This is a genomic window from Pseudomonas siliginis (assembly GCF_024072275.1).
Taxonomy (GTDB): Bacteria; Pseudomonadota; Gammaproteobacteria; order Pseudomonadales; family Pseudomonadaceae; genus Aquipseudomonas; species Aquipseudomonas siliginis.
The window spans coordinates 975,499-995,661 of record NZ_CP099598.1 but is presented as its reverse complement, the minus strand read 5'-3'; the positions used below and the strand labels follow the sequence as shown (position 1 = coordinate 995,661).

The following is a 20,163-nucleotide window of genomic DNA, read 5'->3' as shown; positions in this document are numbered from 1 at the left end:
TCGGCAGCTCCTACACGGGTAGTGTCTGCTAGTTAAAAAGGCTTGTCGAAGGTGATTTTCGGCTCTTTCCATGGGCCTTTGACGGTGTACTTGACGCTGGCGAAGCGCGCGACGCGGTCGCCGATCAGCTTGTCGATGAGGAACAGCGCGCCGCCGACCGCCGGTGCGCCGACGAGCAACGCGGCGATCGGCAGGTTGTTGGTCACCGGCAAGGTCACCAGCAATTTCGCATCGACCTTGTCACCAACCAGATCCAGCGTGCCGTCCAGCTCAAGGTTGCTCGAAGGCCCGGTCAGGCGAATCGGCTCACGTGTCACGTAGACACCATTGTTCGCCACCAGCAAACCTTTGACCCGGTCGTAGCTCAGGCCTTTGCCGAACAGGTCGGAGAAGTCCAGACGCAGGCGCCGGCCGATCGAGTTGAAGTTGAGCAGGCCGAACACCCGCAGCGCCTGAGCACCGCCTTCCACTTCAACGAACTGGCCTTTGTTCAGCGAGGCATCGAGGGTGCCGGAGAAGCGCTTGGTCGCCAGCCACGCCGGCGAGCCCGGCCAACGGCCGTCGACATCCATATGGAATTCTTCGCTGGTCACGCTCGGCGCGAAGCCCCAGCCTTTGAGCACGTCGGCCAGATTCTTGCCGCCAATGCGGCCCTTGTACCAACTGCTGGTCGCCCCCGGCGCGCCTTCCCAGCCGCCGTTGCCTTGCAGGAGGATGCCCTTGAGGCCCATGTCGAGGTTGTTCAGCGCGATGCCCTTGGCGGTCGGCCGCACTTTCAGCGACCAGCCACCCACCAGGTCGGGGCCGAGGAATAATTGGTTGAGGGTTATATCCAGCGCCGGGATTTTCGTCGGGTCGACCGACGCCAATGGATCAGGCGCGTTCTCGTCAGCCTGCACCGCCGGGTCCGGCGCCGGCAGTTTCACGTATTGCAGATTCACCGCAATCGGCACGCCGTTGGCGTCCGGCAGGCTGGCGCTGCCCTTGGCCTGTTGGCTGTCGAGCGCCAGGTTCCACGCGCCTGGCTTGCGATTGATCTGCACCGAAGCCTGATCCAGCGTGGTGCCGAACGCGGTCAATTTGCCGACCTTGATGTCAGCACTGCTCAGCAGTTGCTTGGCGCTGCCGCCCGGATCCCCGCCAGCGTACTTGCCGGCCAAATCCTGCCACGGCGCGACGTCCAGTTCCGACAGCACCCCGCGAATGCGCAGGCCCTTGGCGCCCGGCAACACCGCTTCGCCAGCGCCGAGAAACAGTTCGCCACGGCCGTCGGCGAAATTGCTCGGCGGCGCAGCAAAAGTGAAATTGGCCAGTTGATCGTAATTGAACCAGTAACGCCGCTCCTGCCCTTGCAGGGTCATGCGAAACACTGTGTCGCGCCCGACATCGGCGGTCATGCCGAACGGCGCCGGCAGATCCACCGCCACGCCTTTGAGGCTGGAGCTGACCAGCAACTGACTGTCGGCCCCGGAAAGATTCAGCTGCAACTGATACGGAATCGTCCCGGACACCGGCAACGGCTGGGTCACACCCAGCCAGTCAGTGAGCTTCTTCACTTCGACCTGCCCCGACGCCGCAACCCGGGTCTTGATCTGGTTGGGGCTGCCATCAGCGAAGATCTGCGCAGTGACCGGTTTGTCGAAGGCCCGTGCAGAGATGTTCTGGCCGCTGAGGCCTTTATTGCTGTCGAAGCGGAAATCGCCCTTGAGCTGGCTCAGTTCGAGCTTCGGTTCGGCCAGTTTCAGCCGCGCGTTGGCGGTTTTGAAATCGACGAGGATTTTCGGCTGTTCGCCCTTGGCCAGCGGAATATCCAGCTTGAGCTTGCCATTCAGATCACCCGCACCCTCCCAACCAGCAAAGGTCTCACCAGTGCCGATCGGCGCATCCTGAAGAATCTTCAAGCCGTCGCCGAGACCACCGGCAAATGCGCCATCCAGGAACAAATGCGAGTTCTGTCCGGCCGGTACATGAGGAATATTGACGAAGACATCGCTGACTTGGGTGTCGAGCAACTGGCCTTTGCTGGCCCAGATGCGCACGCCGCTGTCTTCGATGAACACATCGCCGCTGACTTTGCTCACATGCGGCCAGCCCGGCTGAAACGCCAGCTCGGCGTCGTGCACTTTGAAGAACAGGCTGATGCTGCGATCAGCCTCGCCAGCGTTCTTGCTCAGCGAGCCCTGATACTGGAAGAAGCCCTGGTCCACTGCGCCTTTGAGGATCGCTGTGCGCAGCCAATCATCAAGCGCCGGGCTCAACACCGCCGGCAGGTATTTCGCGGTGTAGCGACCGTCGCCATCAACCAGGCCGACGCGCAGGTCCATGTAGTCTTCCTGGCTATGGTCAAAGTGCAGGCGAATGAGGAAATCGCCGGCAATCTTGCCCTCCTCGCCCAATACCTTGAGGTATGGCGCAATCAGGGTGAAGCCATCCTTGTCGAGCTTCCAGGTCAGCCGCGCATTGGCCTGCAGGTATTGCCATGGCTTGGCGAAAATCGGATCGAGGTGCAGGACGAAATCCTTGCTGTCGAGGCGCAACTCGCCGCCGTCGAGGTTGCCACTCAGGCTGCCACTGACATTGCGCGCCGCCGGAGCGCCGTGGTAGGCATCGAAACCGACGTTGTCGAGGTTGGCGGCAAAGCCGAATTTGTTGCCATCGGTGGCGGTCGGGCGGAAGTCCAGCAACACGTTACGCAGGCCGCCGGTTACCTTCAAACGCTCGACCACTGTGGCGAAGCTTTGTGGCAACGGCCCCAGCGCATTGAGCAGCGGCGTGATCGGGGTCAGATCGAGGCGATCGGCCTGCAAATGCCAGAGCTCTTCAGCCTTGGCGCTGGCGCGGGTCTGCTGCACCTGCACATGGGATTCCCAGCGGGTTTCGCCGAAGCTCATCGCCAGTGAATCGAGGGTGACTTTCACCCCTTCGGCTGTGTTGCGGTAATAGGCGTTGAGCGCCAGATTGTTGATCTGGATCGGCTTGCGCTCGGCGTAGGCACCGGTCACTTGCGGCGCATTCAGGCGCAACGCGGCGCTTTGCAACGCGCCTTCGGCCCAATCGACCCAGAGTTCGCCGCCGGCCTTGATCTCGGAAAAATTCCATTGCTGGGTCAGGCGCTCGGGGAGCCATTTCGCCCAGTCGCTCTGCGGCAGGCTGGCATAACCCTCGATGGCGCTGTTCTGCCACTGATCGGGACGAAGCTGGCTGCGCAGACTCAGCGCGACAGGCTGGCCATCGGGCAAGGTCAGACGCGCGTCGAGGCGCTGGCGGCTGGCGCCGGTACGCAGATTGAGGCCGACATAGGTGAGCGTCATGGGCGGGTGATCGAGCGGTTGCAGGGTCACCTGGCTGTCGAGCACCGACAGTTGCCTGATCATCTGCGAGCGCTGGAACAGTTGCACCGCATCGAACGGTTGATCCTTCTGCACCGGCAGCCCTTCCAGCGCCCAGGTACCGTCTTCGGCTTCCTTGAGGCTGATCTTCAAACCGTTGAGTTCGATATGCGCGAGACGTACTTCGCGGGCCAACACGCTGCCCCACATATCCGGCACCACCCGCACGCGATCGAGGCGCAGCGCGTTGGCGCCGTCGCCGACCATCACGTCATGGGCCAGCAGGATCGGCGCGAAACCGCTCCAGTTGCCTTCCAGCTCACCGATCTGCAAGGGCATGCCGAGGGCGGCGCTGGCCTTGTCTTCGATGTCGGCGCGGTATTCGGCCACCAGTGGCGTCAGCTCGCGGCCGAGGCTGACGTACAACGCCATCAACACCAGAACCAACGCGCACAGGCCCAGCCCCCAGCGGGTGAGTGCGGCCAGAATGCGTGTCAGACGCTCCATGTCAGTTGGCTCCCATGGCAAAAAAACTGCGAAAAGCTGAGGCCAGCCGCGTTGAATGAAGGGTGATGCAGGGTTTCAGAGCAGCACCACGTCATATTGTTCCTGGGAATACATGGTTTCCACCTGGAAGCGTATGGTGCGACCGATGAAGCCTTCAAGCTCGGCGACGTTACCGGACTCTTCATCAAGCAGACGATCGACCACTTTCTGGTTGGCCAGCACCCGATAACCCTCGGCCTGATAGGCCCGCGCCTCGCGCAGAATCTCGCGGAAGATCTCGTAACAGATGGTTTCGGCGGTCTTCAGCTTGCCGCGTCCCTGACAACTGCTGCACGGTTCGCACAGCACCTGCTCAAGGCTTTCGCGGGTGCGCTTGCGGGTCATCTGCACCAGGCCCAACTCGGTGATGCCGATGATGTTGGTCTTGGCGTGGTCGCGCTCCAGCTGTTTCTCCAGAGTGCGCAGGACCTGACGCTGGTGCTCTTCATCTTCCATGTCGATGAAGTCGATGATGATGATCCCGCCGAGATTGCGCAGGCGCATCTGCCGGGCAATCGCCGTGGCCGCTTCGAGATTGGTCTTGAAAATGGTTTCTTCGAGGTTGCGATGACCGACGAACGCCCCGGTGTTGACGTCGATGGTGGTCATGGCTTCCGCCGGATCGATCACCAGATAGCCGCCAGACTTCAACGGCACCTTGCGCTCCAGCGCGCGCTGGATTTCGTCTTCGACACCGTACAGATCGAAGATCGGTCGTTCACCCGGATAGTGTTCCAGACGATCGGCGATTTCCGGCATCAGTTCGGCGACAAACTGCGTGGTTTTCTGGAAGGTTTCCCGGGAATCGATGCGGATCTTCTCGATTTTCGGATTGACCAGGTCACGCAGGGTGCGCAGGGCCAGGCCGAGGTCTTCGTAAATCACGCTCGGCGCGGCGATGGTCTTGATCTGCTCGTTGATCTGGTCCCAGAGGCGCCGCAGGTAGCGGATGTCCATGAGGATTTCATCAGCGCCCGCGCCTTCAGCAGCCGTGCGCAGAATGAAACCGCCGGCCTCCTTGATGCCTTCTTTGGCCACGCAATCACTGACCACCTGCTTGAGGCGCTCGCGCTCGGCTTCGTCTTCGATCTTCAGGGAAATGCCGACATGAGCGGTACGCGGCATGTACACCAGATAACGCGAAGGAATCGACAGTTGTGTGGTCAGGCGTGCGCCTTTGGAGCCGATCGGGTCTTTGGTGACTTGCACCACCAGGCTCTGGCCTTCGTGCACCAGCGAACTGATGCTTTCCACCGCCGGGCCTTCGCGCAGGGAGATTTCGGCGGCGTGAATGAAAGCCGCACGATCGAGGCCGATGTCAACAAATGCCGCCTGCATGCCCGGCAGTACACGGACGATCTTGCCTTTATAGATGTTGCCGACGATCCCGCGTTTCTGCGTGCGCTCGACGTGGACTTCTTGCAGCACACCGTTTTCGACCACCGCCACGCGCGATTCCATCGGCGTGATGTTGATCAGAATCTCTTCACTCATGGCAGGATCTCGTTCAGGCATGTTCACGATAGTGGCCGCATCTGGATTCGTACGACGCTCAGGGCGTGTTCAGGTTTTGCCAACAGGGTATGCCGAAATGGCCCAACACCTCGCAGGTTTCGCACAACGGCAAGCCGACCACCGCCGAATAGCTGCCTTCGAGCCCGGCGACAAACACCGCACCCAAGCCCTGAATGCCATAGCCGCCGGCCTTGTCGCGCGGTTCGCCACTGGCCCAGTAGGCGCCGGCCTCATCGCGGCTGATGCTGCGGAAACGCACCCGACTGCGCACCACCCGCGACTCGCAGCGCTCACCTTCAAGCACGGCGATGGCGGTCAGCACTTCGTGTTCGTTGCCGGACAACATCATCAGCATGGCGCATGCATCGGCTTCGTCCACCGGTTTGCCAAGAATTTTGCCGTCGAGCACCACAGCGGTGTCGGCGCCAAGCACGCAGAACGGCTGATCAGAGACGACCGAACGGCGACCGGCCTCGGCCTTGCCACGCGCAAGGCGTTCGACATAGGCCGAAGGGGATTCTTCAGGAAGCGGGGTTTCGTCGATGTCCGCGCTGATGGCGGAGAACTGCACGCCGATCTGCGTGAGCAATTCACGGCGACGCGGTGAGCCGGAGGCGAGGTAAAGCAGTTTCATCAAAACATCTCCCTGTTCAGTGCCCTGCTTCACCGGCTCAATAGATTCTGTAGCGTCGGCACATCCCGCGAAGGGCGAAGCTGACCCACGGCCAGAGCAAGGCACTGACCAGCGCCGGCAGGACCAGCGCCAGGGTTGGCTGACGGTTGCCGGTCAGAGCGCTGAGCCACAGTTGCGCCAACTGTGCGAGGCCGAAGATCACCAGGATCACCAGGCACTGCTGCCACATCGGGAACATGCGCAGACGCTGCTGCAACGACAACACGAGGAAAGTAATCAGGGTCAGGATCAGCGCGTTCTGCCCGAGCAGGTCGCCCTGCAGGACATCTTCGGCCAGTCCCAGACAGAAGGCGGTGACCATGCCGACCGTGTGCGGCATGTACAGCGCCCAGAAGGTCACGAGCAAGGCCAGCCACAGCGGGCGAAGGATTTCCATGAAGATCGGCAACGGTGACACGCTGAGCAGGATGCCGACGAAGAACGTCAACCAGATCATCCAGCTGTTTCCGGATTTTTTCGCGCCGACCATTATTCTCGTCCCCCGGTAGTCGCTGGCGGTTTCGCCGGTGGTTTGCTCGCGGCGGGCGGTTTGGCAGCGGCCGGAGCGGCAGCGGGCGGTTTGCTCGCGGCAGGCTTGGCAGGCGTGGTGGCAGGCGCCGCTGCTTCAGCGGCCGGCGCTGCGGTAGCGGTCGACGGCGTGGCAGGCATGATCAAAGGTTTCGGCACGCTGGCCGGCAACATCGGGCCGCCGCCGTGGGCATCGAGCTGTTCCTGCGCCTGGGCCGCGTCATTGGCGCGTTCCTCGGCAGTGCGGCTGTCGCTGAACACCAGCAGCAGATAGCGGCTGCGGTTCAGGGCGGCAGTCGGCACGGCGCGGACAATGGCAAACGGTTGGCCGGAATCGTGGATGACTTCCTTGACCGTGGCCACCGGATAACCAGCGGGGAATCGCTGGCCGAGGCCGGAGCTGACCAGCAGATCGCCTTCCTTGATGTCCGCCGTGTCGGCGACATGACGCAATTCCAGGCGCTCAGGGTTGCCGGTGCCACTGGCAATCGCGCGCAGACCGTTACGATTCACCTGCACCGGAATGCTATGGGTGGTGTCGGTCAGCAGCAGGACCCGCGAGGTGTACGGCATCAATTCGACCACCTGGCCCATCAGCCCGCGTGCATCGAGCACCGGTTGGCCGAGCACCACGCCGTCGCGCTCACCTTTGTTGATGATGATGCGATGCGTGAAGGGGTTGGGATCCATGCCGATCAGCTCGGCCACTTCGACCTTTTCGTTGACCAGCGCGGAGGAGTTGAGCAACTCGCGCAGCCGAACGTTCTGCTCGGTCAGGGCCGCGAGCTTTTGCATGCGTCCCTGCAACAGCAGGTTTTCGGTCTTGAGTTTTTCGTTTTCGGCGACGAGCTCGGTGCGGCTGCCGAACTGACTGGCGACCCCTTCCCACAAGCGGCCGGGCAGATCAGTGATCCAGTAGGCATCCATGAGCACCAGCGACGCTTGCTTGCGCGCGGGCTTGAGCAGGTCGAAACGTGCATCGACCACCATCAGTGCGACCGCGAGCACGGCCAGCACCAACAGGCGCACGCCCAACGAAGGGCCTTTGGTGAAAAGCGGTTTAATAAGCCGCTCCTCCCAGGCAAATGTTCTGTTTATTCATACGGCATCAAACCGGCCTGGATGAAGACTGACAGAAGATAAACGCCAACAGGCAGCACTGCAAAGTGCTGCCTGTGCGTTCACCCACGTATTGCATTCGAAGCTTATTCGCTCGAAAGCAGATCCATGGTGTGCTTATCCATCATTTCCAGCGCACGGCCACCGCCGCGAGCAACGCAAGTCAGCGGATCTTCGGCAACGATCACCGGCAGACCGGTTTCCTGGGCCAGCAACTTGTCGAGGTCACGCAGCAGCGCGCCACCACCGGTCAGCACCAGGCCACGCTCGGCGATGTCGGAAGCCAGTTCCGGCGGCGATTGCTCCAGCGCGCTTTTCACCGCCTGAACGATGGTGGCCAGCGACTCTTGCAGAGCCTCAAGCACTTCATTGGAGTTCAGGGTGAATGCGCGTGGAACGCCTTCGGCCAGGTTGCGACCGCGAACATCGACTTCGCGCACTTCGCCGCCCGGGTAGGCCGTACCGATTTCCTGCTTGATGCGTTCAGCGGTGGATTCACCGATCAGGCTGCCGTAGTTACGGCGCACGTAGGTGATGATCGCTTCGTCGAAACGGTCGCCGCCGACACGTACGGATTCGGCGTAAACCACACCGTTCAGGGAGATCAGGGCGATCTCGGTGGTACCACCACCGATATCCACGACCATCGAACCGCGCGCTTCTTCAACCGGCAGACCGGCACCGATCGCAGCAGCCATCGGCTCTTCGATCAGGAACACTTCACGGGCACCGGCGCCAAGGGCCGATTCACGGATGGCGCGACGCTCAACCTGGGTGGACTTGCATGGAACGCAGATCAGCACACGAGGGCTGGGCTGCAGGAAACTGTTTTCGTGAACCTTGTTGATAAAGTACTGCAGCATCTTTTCGCAGACGCTGAAGTCGGCGATCACGCCATCCTTCATCGGACGAATGGCAGCAATGTTGCCCGGCGTACGGCCGAGCATGCGCTTGGCCTCGGTGCCGACAGCAACGACACTTTTCTGGTTACCGTGTGTCCGAATGGCCACAACCGATGGCTCATTCAGGACGATACCGCGCTCGCGCACGTAAATAAGGGTGTTGGCAGTGCCCAGGTCAATGGAAAGATCGCTGGAAAACATGCCACGCAGTTTCTTGAACATGGGAAAGGGACCCTAGGCAACGCGTGGGTAAAAAAGTGCGGCAAACTCTAACAACGACAGGGATTTTGGGCAAGGCGCCAATATGTTAAATTGGCCGCTTTTCTGTGCACCAAGCCCCACAATCGCGGCCTTATGACCGTAGAAGTGCGGTAGTGTTCCGACAATCTAACACACGGACGCCGTCCGTTCTGTTTTCCACTGGAGAATCCCGATGGCGCTAGAACGCTCCGACGTGGAAAAAATCGCGCATCTGGCCTGCCTTGGCCTCAACGATGCCGATCTTCCGCACATTACTTCCGCCCTCAACAGCATTCTCGGGCTGGTCGACGAAATGCAGGCCGTTGATACCGACGGTATCGAGCCGCTGGCCCACCCCCTGGAAGCCAGTCAGCGCCTGCGCGCCGACGTGGTGACCGAGACGAATAATCGCGAGGCCTACCAGTCCATCGCACCAGCGGTCGAAAACGGCCTGTATCTGGTTCCGAAAGTCATCGACTAAAGGGAAAGAGCCTGCAATGCATCAAATGACTCTGGCCGAGATCGCCCGCGGTCTCGCCGATAAAAAGTTTTCCTCCGAAGAGCTGACCAAAGTCCTGCTGGCGCGTATTACCCAGCTCGACCCGCAGCTCAACAGTTTCATCAGCCTCACCGAGGATCTGGCCATCGAGCAGGCGAAAGCCGCCGATGCACGCCGGGCCAATGGTGAGAGCGGCGCCCTGCTCGGCGCGCCGATCGCCCACAAGGACCTGTTCTGCACCCTGGGCATCCGCACCAGCTGCGGCTCGAAGATGCTCGACAACTTCAAAGCCCCGTATGACGCCACTGTCGTTGCGAAACTGGCCGCTGCCGGCGCCGTGACCCTGGGCAAGACCAACATGGACGAATTCGCCATGGGTTCGGCCAACGAGTCGAGCTGGTACGGCGCGGTGAAAAACCCGTGGAACCTGGATCACGTGCCGGGCGGTTCGTCCGGTGGTTCGGCCGCCGCCGTGGCCGCTCGCCTGCTGCCTGCCGCCACCGCAACCGACACCGGCGGCTCGATCCGTCAGCCGGCAGCATTCACCAACCTCATCGGTTTGAAGCCGACCTACGGTCGCGTTTCGCGCTGGGGCATGATTGCCTACGCTTCCAGCCTCGATCAGGGCGGCCCGTTGGCGCGCACGGCCGAAGACTGCGCGATCCTGCTGCAAGGCATGGCCGGTTTCGACCCGAACGACTCCACCAGCATCGATGAGCCGGTGCCGGATTACTCCGCCGGCCTGGGCGAGTCGCTGCAAGGCCTGCGCATCGGCGTGCCGAAGGAATACTTCAGCGCCGGTCTCGACCCGCGCATTGCCGAGCTGATCCAGAACAGCATCCAGCAGTTGCAGAAGCTCGGTGCGGTGATCAAGGAAATCAGCCTGCCGAACATGCAGCACGCCATTCCTGCGTACTACGTGATCGCCCCGGCAGAAGCGTCTTCCAACCTGTCGCGTTTCGACGGCGTACGTTTCGGCCACCGCTGCGAAAACCCGGAAAACCTCATCGACCTGTACAAGCGCTCCCGTGGCGAAGGCTTCGGCGCGGAAGTAGAGCGCCGGATCATGGTCGGTGCCTACGCGCTGTCCGCCGGTTACTACGACGCCTACTACCTGAAAGCGCAGAAGATTCGTCGTTTGGTGAAGAACGATTTCATGGCTGCGTTCAATGAAGTCGACATCATCCTCGGCCCGACCACGCCGAACCCGGCCTGGAAGCTTGGCGCCAAGAACAGCGACCCGGTCGCTGCCTATCTGGAAGACGTCTACACCATCACCGCCAACCTCGCCGGCCTGCCGGGCCTGTCGATGCCGGCCGGTTTTGTCGACGGTCTGCCGGTGGGCGTGCAGTTGCTCGCGCCGTACTTCCAAGAAGGCCGTTTGCTCAACGTTGCGCACCAGTATCAGCTCAACACTGACTGGCACACCCGCACCCCAACCGGCTTCTGAGGAGACACACATGCAATGGGAAGTCGTGATCGGGCTGGAGATTCACACTCAGCTCACCACCCGGTCGAAAATCTTTTCCGGTAGTTCCACCACCTTCGGTTCCGAGCCGAACACCCAGGCCAGCCTGATCGACCTGGGCATGCCCGGCGTGCTGCCGGTGCTCAACCAGGAAGCGGTGCGCATGGCGGTGATGTTCGGTCTGGCAATTGACGCCGAGATCGGCCAGCACAACGTGTTCGCCCGGAAAAACTATTTCTACCCGGATCTGCCCAAGGGCTATCAGATCAGCCAGATGGAATTGCCGATCGTTGGCAAAGGGCACCTGGACATCGCCCTGGAAGACGGCACGGTCAAACGCGTCGGCATCACCCGCGCGCACCTGGAAGAAGATGCCGGCAAGAGCCTGCACGAAGAATTCAACGGTGCCACCGGCATCGACCTGAACCGTGCCGGCACACCGCTGCTGGAAATCGTTTCCGAGCCGGACATGCGCAGCGCCAAGGAAGCCGTGGCTTACGTCAAGGCGATCCACGCACTGGTGCGTTACCTGGGCATCTGCGACGGCAACATGGCCGAAGGCTCGCTGCGTTGCGACTGCAACGTCTCGGTACGGCCGAAAGGCCAGGTCGAGTTCGGCACTCGCTGCGAGATCAAGAACGTCAACTCGTTCCGTTTCATCGAGAAGGCAATCAACTCCGAGATCCAGCGCCAGATCGAACTGATCGAGGACGGCGGCAAAGTGATCCAGCAGACCCGCCTGTACGATCCGAACAAGGACGAGACCCGTCCGATGCGTTCGAAAGAGGAAGCCAACGACTACCGTTACTTCCCTGATCCGGACCTGCTGCCGGTGGTCATCGAAGAGTCGTTCCTCGGTGAAGTGCGTGCCACCCTGCCGGAACTGCCACCGCAAAAGCGCGAGCGCTTCCAGAGCCAGTTCGGTCTGTCGGCTTACGACGCCAACGTGCTGGCCACCAGCCGTGAACAGGCGGATTACTTCGAGAAAGTCGCAGCCATCGGTGGCGACGCGAAACTGGCGGCGAACTGGGTGATGGTCGAGTTGGGCAGCCTGCTCAACAAGCAGGGCCTGGACATCGAGGATTCGCCAGTCTCCGCCGAGCAACTGGGCGGCATGCTGCAGCGCATCAAGGACAACACCATCTCCGGCAAGATCGCCAAGGTAGTGTTCGAAGCGATGGCCAATGGTGAAGGCAGTGCTGACGAGATCATCGAGAAGCGCGGCCTCAAGCAAGTCACCGACACCGGCGCGATCTCGGCTGTGCTCGACGAAATGCTCGCGGCCAACGCCGAACAGGTCGAACAGTACCGCGCGGCAGACGAAGCCAAACGCGGCAAGATGTTCGGCTTCTTCGTCGGCCAGGCCATGAAAGCCTCGAAAGGCAAGGCCAACCCGCAGCAGGTGAACGAACTGCTGAAAAGCAAGCTCGAAGGCTGACCACCAATGGAGCCAGATCCAAAGCCTGGCTCCATCCCCTGTGGAAGGGACCTGTGGCGAGGGGATTTATCCCCGTTGGGCCGCGAAGCGGCCCCAATTGCTGAGCTTGATTTGCACCAGATAAACCGAGTTCTCAGTTTTGGGACTGCTGCGCAGTCCAACGGGGATAAATCCCCTCGCCACAGGTCACTCCTACATTTGATCCGGGATACCTTTGAATGAAGCGTCTGTTGCTGAGCAGCGCCCTGCTCTCTCTGCTGGCCGGTTGCGCCAGTACCGACACCATCGACCCGCACGGTTATGACCAGACCGGCGTCGCCTCCTATTACGGAGCCAAACATCACGGTAAACGCACCGCCAGCGGCGAAGCGTTCAACCAGCATTCCCTGACCGCCGCCCACCGCCAGTTGCCGTTCGGCACGCGGGTGAAGGTCACCAATCTGAAAAACGATGAATCAGTCGTGGTCCGCATCAATGACCGTGGCCCGCACACCCGTGGCCGACTGATCGATCTGTCACGCGAGGCCGCGGATGAAATCGGCATGCTGCGCAGTGGCACCGCACGGGTTCGCGTGCAGGCCCTGGACTAATGGAGCGTCGACCATTTTCGGACTAGCCGATCTGCCGCTGATCAACGTCATCGAATTGCTCAGCGGCCTGTGTCTTTTGCTCATCGGCGCCGAGCTGATGGTGCGCGCCGCCGTGCGTCTGGCCGAGCGCCTGCATGTGCGTCCGTTGATCATCGGCCTGACCATCGTCGCCCTCGGCAGCAGCGCGCCGCAGATGACCGTGAGCCTGCAAGCGGCGTTGACCGACAACCCCGACATCGCCGTCGGCAGCGTGGTCGGCAGCGGCATATTCAATATCCTCGTAACCCTTGGCCTGTCGGCACTGATCATCCCGCTGCGCGTGTCGCGGCAACTGGTGCGCCTGGATATCCCGCTGATGATCGGCGCCAGCCTGCTGGTATTCATCCTCGCCTGGAATAAGGACCTCGGGCGTTTCGACGGCGTCCTGCTGCTCGGCGCTTTGGCGCTGTACCTTGGCTTGTTGTTCCGCCAGTCGCGACACTCGACCCGCCCCCATACCGAACGCCCGAAGGATACGCAGCAATCCTGGCTGATCAGTGTGCTGATGATTCTCGCTGGCCTGGCCATGCTGGTGTTCGCCGGGCGTTTGCTGCTCGGCGCCGCCGTGGTCGTGGCCACCGACCTTGGCCTGTCCGAACGGGTCATCGGTCTGACCGTGGTCGCGGTCGGCACCTCGCTGCCCGAACTGGCGACCTCGCTGATCGCCGCCCTGCGCGGGCAGCGTGACATTGCCGTGGGCAACGTGATCGGCGCCAATCTGTTCAACCTGCTCGGGGTACTCGGGCTGACCGCGCTGCTCGCACCGACGCCGCTTTCCGTCTCCCCCAACGCGCTGGATTTTGACTTGCCGGTGATGCTCGGCGTCGCTGCGCTGTGTCTGCCAGTGTTTTACTCGGGCTACCGCGTGACCCGGGCTGAAGGCTTGTTGCTGCTCGGCTTGTATCTGGTCTACGGGCTGCATGTGGTGTCGTTCACCACCGGCATGCCGCTGGCCGGCAAACTCGAGCGCTTGATGCTGTTTTATGTCCTGCCGGCGCTGCTGACGTTTCTGTTGTTCACATCAATCCGCGCCTGGCGTCGCCAACACCACAAGAGAGATGTGCCATGAGCGAGTCGAAGCAATCCGGGGTTGAAATCCGTCGTCAGGTCATGGGCGATGCGTTCGTTGATCGCGCGCTGGGCAATGCCACCGAGTTCACCCAGCCGTTGCAGGATTTCGTCAATGAACACGCCTGGGGTGGCGTGTGGAATCGCGAAGGTTTGTCGCTGAAAACCCGCAGCCTGATTACCCTCGCCGCGCTGACCGCGTTGAAGTGTCCGCAGGAGTTGAAGGGCCACGTGCGCGGTGCGCTGAACAATGGCTGCACGGTGGAAGAGATTCGCGAAGCGCTGCTGCACTGCGCGGTGTATGCCGGCGTGCCAGCGGCGATCGATGCGTTTCGCGCGGCGCAGGAAGTGATTGATACCTACCAGAAACCGCAGTGACTGCCTTCGCGAGCAGGCTCGCTCCCACAGTTGGAATGCGTTTCCCTGTGGGAGCGAGCCTGCTCGCGAAGAGGCCCTGACAGACACCGCAAATCCTTGTCAGATCCACCCACCCCACTGCAACACAAAGATCCCGACATTGGTGGTAATAGCCGCCATCAACGTGGTCATCACGATGATCGCCGCTGCCAGCTCATGATTGCCCTGCGCCGCCCGGGCCATGACGAAACTCGCCGCCGCCGTCGGGCTGCCAAAGTAGAGAAACAGAATCCCCAGTTCCGCCCCGCGAAAGCCCCACAGCCATGCCCCCAGTGTCGCCAGCACCGGCAGACCGATCATCTTCACCAGACTGGAACTGAGTGCCATCTTGCCGCTCTTGCGCAGCGCCGCCAGAGACAGCGTGCCACCGATACAGATCAGCGCCAGTGGCAACGTAGTCTGCGCCAGATACTGGCCGGAGGTCTCCAGCCAGCCCGGCAGTCCGATCTTGAAATAGGCAAACGGCGCTGCCGAAATCACGCTGATGATCAGCGGGTTGCTGAACACGCTTTTGCAGATGCTCCACGGATCGGACTTGATCACCGGGCTGTACACCGCCAGCACAATGGTCGACAGGGTGTTGTAGAACAGGATCACCAGCGCCGCCAGAATCGCCCCGAGGGAAATGCCGTAATCGCCGTACATGCTCGCGGCGAGTGCAAGACCGATCACGCCGTTGTTGCCGCGAAACGCACCCTGGGTGTAGATGCCGCGATCTTCCCGCGGACACTTGAAAATCGCCCAGCCCCAGGCCACGGCGAAACTCACCAGGGTGGCGAGGGAAAAGTAGATGAGTAGCGAAGGTTGCAGTGCGGCGTGCAGGTCAGCGTGGAGAATGCCGAGAAACAGCAGCGCCGGCATGGTCACGTTGAACACCAGCGACGAGGCGGTGTGGATGAAGTTGTCGTTGATCCAGTCGATGCGCTTGAGCAGCACACCGAGAAACAGCATGGCAAACACCGGCGCGGTGATGTTCAGGGTTTCAAGAAAGATTGCCAGCATGCCGGGGAGCCTTGGGTGAGCTTAGTCAGGGGGCAATGATAAAGCAAAAGCCCCTCACCCTAGCCCTCTCCCAAAGGGAGAGGGAACCGATCGGGGGATATTTAAACAATCCACCGACCTGAAATGACATCGTCGAATCCATAATCGACCCGATTTGTCAGGTCGATGTATAGCGCCAAACAACTCGGTCGGCCCCCTCTCCCTCCGGGAGAGGGCTGGGGTGAGGGGCTTTTGATCTTCCATGAAACGATCAGGTAATCGGCGCCGGGTTGAACAAGGTGATGTCGTTATGCAGCTTGTGTTTCTCCGCCCAGGTCTGTTGCTTGCCACTGGCAACGTCCAGGTAATAGTGAAACAACTCCCAGCCGAGTTCTTCGATGGTCGCGCGCCCGGTGGCAATGCGTCCGGCGTCGATGTCGATCAGGTCCGGCCAGCGCTGCGCCAGTTCAGTCCGCGTCGAAACCTTGACCACCGGCGCCATGGCCAGCCCGTAAGGCGTGCCGCGACCGGTGGTGAATACGTGCAGGTTCATCCCTGCTGCCAGTTGCAACGTCCCGCAGACAAAATCGCTGGCCGGCGTCGCGCAGAAAATCAGGCCCTTGTGCTTGAAACGCTCGCCCGGGCCGAGCACGCCATTGATCGCGCTGCTGCCGGACTTGACGATCGAGCCCAGGGACTTCTCGACAATGTTCGACAACCCGCCCTTCTTGTTGCCCGGCGTGGTGTTGGCGCTGCGATCGGCTTCGCCCTTGGCCAGGTAACGGTCGTACCAGTCCATTTCGCGCACCAGCTCTTCGGCGACGGTTTGCGTTTGCGCCCGTGAGGTGAGCAGGTAGATCGCATCGCGCACTTCGGTGACTTCGGAAAACATCACCGTCGCCCCCGCACGCAACAGCAAGTCCGAGGCATAACCCAGCGCCGGGTTGGCGGTGATGCCGGAGAACGCGTCGCTGCCGCCGCACTGCATACCGAGAATCAGCTCGGAGGCCGGCACGGTTTCGCGGCGGCGCTGGTCGAGTTTCTTCAGGCGCACTTCGGCCAGTTCCATGATCTGTTCGATCATTTCGGTAAAGCCGTGACTGGAATCCTGCAAGCGGTACAGCCACGGATCGCTGAGATCCACCGAGGCGTCATCCTCGTGCATCACCTGCCCGGCCTGCAATTTCTCGCAGCCCAGACCGATCACCAGCGCCTCGCCGCCCAAGTTCGGGTTGCGCGCCAGATTGCGCACGGTACGAATCGGGATGTAGGCATCGGTCGCGGTAATCGCCACACCGCAGCCATAACTGTGGGTCAGCGCCACCACGTCATCGACGTGCGGGTACTTCGGCAGCAGCTCTTCCTTGATGCGCTTGACCGCGTGATCGAGCACGCCGGTGACGCACTGCACGGTGGTGGTGATGCCGAGAATGTTGCGCGTGCCGACGGTGCCGTCGGCGTTGCGATAACCCTCGAACGTGAAGCCTTCCAGCGGTGCCTGCGCATCCGGCACATCGGTGGACAGCGGCAAGCTGTCCAGCGGCGGCGCGGTCGGCATGCGCAGTTGATCTTCCTTGACCCAACTGCCGCGACGGATCGGCTGCAAGGCATAGCCGATGATCTGCCCGTAACGAATCACCGGGCCGCCTTCAGGAATATCCTCCAGGGTGACCTTGTGGCTCTGCGGTACGAAATCCAAGGTGACCAGGCCATCGGCAAACTCGGTACCGGCCGGTACGCCCTGATCGTTGACCACTACTACAACGTTGTCCCGCTCGTGCAGGCGGATGTAGCGCGGCGAGTTGGAATGTTCAATCAACTGCATGACGCCGCTCCTCAGGAATGCGCTTGAGACAAATTGCCGGTGGCTTCATTGCCGCCCTTGGCTGGCGGCTCTTTCAAGACCACACGCTTGATCGGGCCGACGATTACCAGATAGCTGAACACCGCGACCAGTGCGTTGGCGCCGACAAACACCAGCGCCCATTTGAACGAGCCGGTGGAGCTGATGATGTAGCCGATGACGATCGGCGTGGTGATCGAAGCGATGTTGCCGAAGGTGTTGAACAGGCCCCCGCTCAGACCGGCGATCTGTTTCGGCGAAGTGTCGGAAACCACCGCCCAGCCCAGTGCGCCAACGCCTTTGCCGAAGAATGCCAGAGCCATGAAGCCCACCACCATCCATTCCACGTCAACATAGTTGCACGCGACGATGCTGCTCGACACCAGCAGGCCGGCGATGATCGGCGCCTTGCGGGCGAAGGTCAGCGAATGGCCCTTGCGCAGCAGGTAGTCGGAAATCACCCCGCCGAGCACGCCGCCGATAAAGCCGCAAATGGCCGGCAACGAAGCGATGAAACCGGCCTTGAGAATGGTCATGCCACGCTCTTGCACCAGATACACCGGGAACCAGGTCAGGAAGAAATAGGTGATGCCGTTGATGCAGTACTGGCCCAGATACACGCCAAGCATCATGCGGTTGGTCAGCAACTGACGGATGTAATCCCACTTCGGACCGTCGGACTTCTTGCCCTTCTGATCCATGTCGACCATGCCGCCGTTGTCAGCGATGTGCTTGAACTCGGCCTCGTTGACGCGTGGGTGTTCGCGCGGGCTGTAGATGACTTTCAGCCACACCAGCGAGAACACGATACCGAGGATACCCATGACGATGAACACGTGCTCCCAGCCGAAGCTGTAGACGATCCAGCCCATCAACGGCGCGAACAGCACGGTGGCAAAGTATTGCGCCGAGTTGAAGATCGCCGAAGCGGTGCCGCGTTCAGCGGTCGGGAACCACGCCGCCACGATGCGTGCGTTGCCGGGGAACGATGGCGCTTCGGCCAGGCCCACGAGGAAACGCAGCATGAACAGCGCAACCACTGCCGTGGACATGCCGAATTCTCCGACAAAGCCTTGCAGCACGGTGAACAGCGACCAGGTGAAAATGCTCAGAGCATAGACTTTTTTCGAGCCGAAGCGATCGAGCAGCCAGCCACCGGGAATTTGCCCGGCGACGTAGGCCCAACCGAATGCGGAGAAGATGTAGCCGAGGGTGACGGCGTCAATGCCAAGGTCCTTTTGCAGGCTGGAGCCGGCAATGGCGATCGTGGCACGGTCGGCGTAGTTGATCGTGGTCACCAGAAACAGCATGAGCAGGATCAAATAGCGGACGTGAGTCGGCTTGGAGGATTGCATGCAGATGTACTCCCACTGATTATTTTTATGCGGGGTGAAGCTTCTTTGGTCTTGCATTTATTGCCTGTAGGAGCTGCCGAAGGCTGCGATCTTTTGATTTTAAGAAGCAAAGATCGCAGCCTTCGGCAGCTCCTACAGGGGTATTGCGTGTATCAGGAGCCTACATAGGCGGTTTTCACCACGGTGTAGAACTCTTGTGCATAGCGGCCCTGCTCACGGGAGCCGTAGGACGAGCCTTTACGCCCGCCGAACGGTACGTGGTAATCCACACCGGCGGTCGGCAGGTTGACCATCACCATCCCGGCCTGGGAGTGGCGCTTGAAGTGGTTGGCGTACTTCAGCGAGGTGGTGGCGATGCCGGCCGACAAGCCGAATTCGGTGTCGTTGGCCATTGCCAGCGCAGCTTCGTAATCGGCCACACGAACAATGTTGGCCACCGGGCCGAAGATCTCTTCGCGGCTGATGCGCATCGACGCTTCGCTGTCGGCGAACAGGGTTGGCGCGAGGAAGTAGCCCTCGGTGTCGCAAGTCACCACACCGCCGCCGCTGACCAGACGCGCACCTTCGGACTGGCCGATGTCGATGTACTTCATGTCCTGTTCCAGCTGCGCCTGGGAGACCACCGGACCGATGTCGGTGCCGGCCTTCAGCGCGTGGCCGACCTTGATCGACTTCATGCGCTCGGCCATCGCTTCAACGAACTTGTCGTGAATGCCGGCGGTGACGATCAGACGGCTCGACGCTGTGCAGCGCTGGCCGGTGGAGTAGAACGCGCTCTGCACCGACAGCTCGACCGCTTGCTTGAGGTCGGCGTCGTCGAGAATGATCTGCGGGTTCTTGCCGCCCATTTCCAGCTGCACCTTGGCCTGGCGCGAAACGCAGTTGACGGCGATCTGGCGGCCAACGCCCACCGAACCGGTGAAGCTGATGCCGTCGACTTTCGGGCTGTTGACCAACGCCTCGCCAACCACGCGACCGCTGCCCATTACCAGGTTGAACACACCGGCCGGGAAGCCCGCGCGGGAGATGATTTCGGCCAGCGCCCAAGCGCAGCCCGGAACCAGATCGGCAGGTTTGAGCACGACGCAGTTGCCGTAGGCCAGGGCCGGAGCGATTTTCCACGCCGGGATGGCGATCGGGAAGTTCCACGGCGTGATCAGACCGACCACGCCCAGCGCTTCGCGAGTGACCTCGACGTTGACGCCCGGGCGTACCGACGGCACATAGTCACCGGACAGACGCAGGCATTCACCGGCGAAGAACTTGAAAATGTTGCCGGCGCGGGTCACTTCACCGATCGCCTCCGGCAGGGTCTTGCCTTCTTCACGGGCCAGCAGGGTGCCAAGCTCTTCGCGACGGGCGAGGATTTCCGTGCCGACTTTATCCAGCGAATCGTGACGAGCCTGGATGCCCGACGTGGAGTACGCCGGGAACGCAGCGCGAGCAGCGTCGATGGCGGCGTTGACCTGGGTCAGGTCAGCCTTGGCATAGTCGCCGATGGTGTCGCTGAGTTCGGACGGGTTGATGTTGGCCGAGTAATCGGCACCGGCGACCCATTCGCCATTGATGTAGTTGTCGTAGCGTTTTGCAGTTGTCACAGGGCAGCCCTCAAC

At 61.4% G+C, this 20,163-nt stretch carries 16 protein-coding genes; 6 read left to right on the top strand and 10 right to left on the bottom strand.

What is annotated here, in order from left to right; all coding sequences use genetic code 11:
• Positions 1 to 32: 32 nt before the first annotated feature.
• From NF676_RS04805 to mreB, 6 genes are all read right to left on the bottom strand, one after another.
• Positions 33 to 3,836, bottom strand: a complete 3,804-nt coding sequence (locus tag NF676_RS04805) for a YhdP family protein (protein ID WP_252887321.1) — start codon at positions 3,834 to 3,836, stop codon at positions 33 to 35.
• 75 nt (positions 3,837 to 3,911) lie between these two features.
• Positions 3,912 to 5,369, bottom strand: coding sequence for a ribonuclease G (gene rng / locus NF676_RS04800; protein WP_016771696.1), 1,458 nt, complete (start codon positions 5,367 to 5,369; stop codon positions 3,912 to 3,914).
• 58 nt (positions 5,370 to 5,427) lie between these two features.
• Positions 5,428 to 6,024, bottom strand: a complete 597-nt coding sequence (locus tag NF676_RS04795) for a Maf family protein (RefSeq protein WP_073473801.1) — start codon at positions 6,022 to 6,024, stop codon at positions 5,428 to 5,430.
• 37 nt (positions 6,025 to 6,061) lie between these two features.
• Positions 6,062 to 6,553 (bottom strand): rod shape-determining protein MreD, encoded by a 492-nt coding sequence (gene mreD, locus NF676_RS04790; RefSeq protein WP_056782930.1) that lies wholly within the window; start codon positions 6,551 to 6,553, stop codon positions 6,062 to 6,064.
• Positions 6,553 to 7,620 carry a rod shape-determining protein MreC gene (gene mreC / locus NF676_RS04785; protein WP_231507578.1) on the bottom strand — a complete coding sequence of 356 codons (1,068 nt, stop codon included), beginning with the start codon at positions 7,618 to 7,620 and terminating at the stop codon, positions 6,553 to 6,555. Before mreC ends, mreD begins: the two co-directional genes overlap by 1 nt.
• A 176-nt stretch (positions 7,621 to 7,796) precedes the next feature.
• A complete protein-coding gene (mreB, locus tag NF676_RS04780) occupies positions 7,797 to 8,834 on the bottom strand; it encodes a rod shape-determining protein MreB (protein ID WP_002555108.1) in 1,038 nt (345 codons plus the stop codon).
• Positions 8,835 to 9,045: 211 nt separating this feature from the next.
• Here mreB and gatC point away from each other — a divergent pair, with 211 nt between their 5' ends.
• From gatC to NF676_RS04750, 6 genes are all read left to right on the top strand, one after another.
• A complete protein-coding gene (gene gatC, locus NF676_RS04775) occupies positions 9,046 to 9,333 on the top strand; it encodes an Asp-tRNA(Asn)/Glu-tRNA(Gln) amidotransferase subunit GatC (protein WP_024011606.1) in 288 nt (95 codons plus the stop codon).
• 16 nt (positions 9,334 to 9,349) lie between these two features.
• Positions 9,350 to 10,801 (top strand): Asp-tRNA(Asn)/Glu-tRNA(Gln) amidotransferase subunit GatA, encoded by a 1,452-nt coding sequence (gene gatA / locus NF676_RS04770; RefSeq protein WP_252887320.1) that lies wholly within the window; start codon positions 9,350 to 9,352, stop codon positions 10,799 to 10,801.
• Positions 10,802 to 10,811: 10 nt separating this feature from the next.
• Entirely contained in the window at positions 10,812 to 12,257 is a 1,446-nt protein-coding gene (gene gatB / locus NF676_RS04765; protein WP_016771702.1) for an Asp-tRNA(Asn)/Glu-tRNA(Gln) amidotransferase subunit GatB, read from the top strand.
• Positions 12,258 to 12,475: 218 nt separating this feature from the next.
• Entirely contained in the window at positions 12,476 to 12,847 is a 372-nt protein-coding gene (locus tag NF676_RS04760; protein ID WP_024011604.1) for a septal ring lytic transglycosylase RlpA family protein, read from the top strand.
• A gap of 97 nt (positions 12,848 to 12,944) precedes the next feature.
• Positions 12,945 to 13,955, top strand: a complete 1,011-nt coding sequence (locus NF676_RS04755; RefSeq protein WP_050977862.1) for a calcium/sodium antiporter — start codon at positions 12,945 to 12,947, stop codon at positions 13,953 to 13,955.
• Complete coding sequence (locus tag NF676_RS04750) at positions 13,952 to 14,332, top strand: carboxymuconolactone decarboxylase family protein (protein WP_130911319.1); 381 nt, start codon at positions 13,952 to 13,954, stop codon at positions 14,330 to 14,332. Before NF676_RS04755 ends, NF676_RS04750 begins: the two co-directional genes overlap by 4 nt.
• A gap of 99 nt (positions 14,333 to 14,431) precedes the next feature.
• On the opposite strand, the gene NF676_RS04745 is transcribed toward NF676_RS04750, so the two are convergent.
• The 4 genes from NF676_RS04745 to NF676_RS04730 form a co-directional block, all read right to left on the bottom strand.
• Entirely contained in the window at positions 14,432 to 15,373 is a 942-nt protein-coding gene (locus tag NF676_RS04745; RefSeq protein WP_217864357.1) for an AEC family transporter, read from the bottom strand.
• 250 nt (positions 15,374 to 15,623) lie between these two features.
• Positions 15,624 to 17,177: a galactarate dehydratase gene (garD, locus tag NF676_RS04740; RefSeq protein ID WP_252887319.1), complete on the bottom strand. Its 1,554-nt coding sequence runs from the start codon at positions 17,175 to 17,177 to the stop codon at positions 15,624 to 15,626.
• Between the two features lie 11 nt (positions 17,178 to 17,188).
• Complete coding sequence (locus NF676_RS04735; protein WP_041477964.1) at positions 17,189 to 18,550, bottom strand: MFS transporter; 1,362 nt, start codon at positions 18,548 to 18,550, stop codon at positions 17,189 to 17,191.
• Between the two features lie 152 nt (positions 18,551 to 18,702).
• Entirely contained in the window at positions 18,703 to 20,148 is a 1,446-nt protein-coding gene (locus NF676_RS04730) for an aldehyde dehydrogenase family protein (protein WP_041477963.1), read from the bottom strand.
• Between the last annotated feature and the right edge of the window lie 15 nt (positions 20,149 to 20,163).

Coding starts and splice junctions, on each gene's coding strand:
- NF676_RS04805 (WP_252887321.1), bottom strand. CDS start 3,836: ATGGAGCGTCTGACACGCATTCTGGCCGCACTCACCCGCTGGGGGCTG.
- rng (WP_016771696.1), bottom strand. CDS start 5,369: ATGAGTGAAGAGATTCTGATCAACATCACGCCGATGGAATCGCGCGTG.
- NF676_RS04795 (WP_073473801.1), bottom strand. CDS start 6,024: ATGAAACTGCTTTACCTCGCCTCCGGCTCACCGCGTCGCCGTGAATTG.
- mreD (WP_056782930.1), bottom strand. CDS start 6,553: ATGGTCGGCGCGAAAAAATCCGGAAACAGCTGGATGATCTGGTTGACG.
- mreB (WP_002555108.1), bottom strand. CDS start 8,834: ATGTTCAAGAAACTGCGTGGCATGTTTTCCAGCGATCTTTCCATTGAC.
- gatC (WP_024011606.1), top strand. CDS start 9,046: ATGGCGCTAGAACGCTCCGACGTGGAAAAAATCGCGCATCTGGCCTGC.
- gatA (WP_252887320.1), top strand. CDS start 9,350: ATGCATCAAATGACTCTGGCCGAGATCGCCCGCGGTCTCGCCGATAAA.
- gatB (WP_016771702.1), top strand. CDS start 10,812: ATGCAATGGGAAGTCGTGATCGGGCTGGAGATTCACACTCAGCTCACC.
- NF676_RS04760 (WP_024011604.1), top strand. CDS start 12,476: ATGAAGCGTCTGTTGCTGAGCAGCGCCCTGCTCTCTCTGCTGGCCGGT.
- NF676_RS04755 (WP_050977862.1), top strand. CDS start 12,945: ATGGTGCGCGCCGCCGTGCGTCTGGCCGAGCGCCTGCATGTGCGTCCG.
- NF676_RS04750 (WP_130911319.1), top strand. CDS start 13,952: ATGAGCGAGTCGAAGCAATCCGGGGTTGAAATCCGTCGTCAGGTCATG.
- NF676_RS04745 (WP_217864357.1), bottom strand. CDS start 15,373: ATGCTGGCAATCTTTCTTGAAACCCTGAACATCACCGCGCCGGTGTTT.
- garD (WP_252887319.1), bottom strand. CDS start 17,177: ATGCAGTTGATTGAACATTCCAACTCGCCGCGCTACATCCGCCTGCAC.
- NF676_RS04735 (WP_041477964.1), bottom strand. CDS start 18,550: ATGCAATCCTCCAAGCCGACTCACGTCCGCTATTTGATCCTGCTCATG.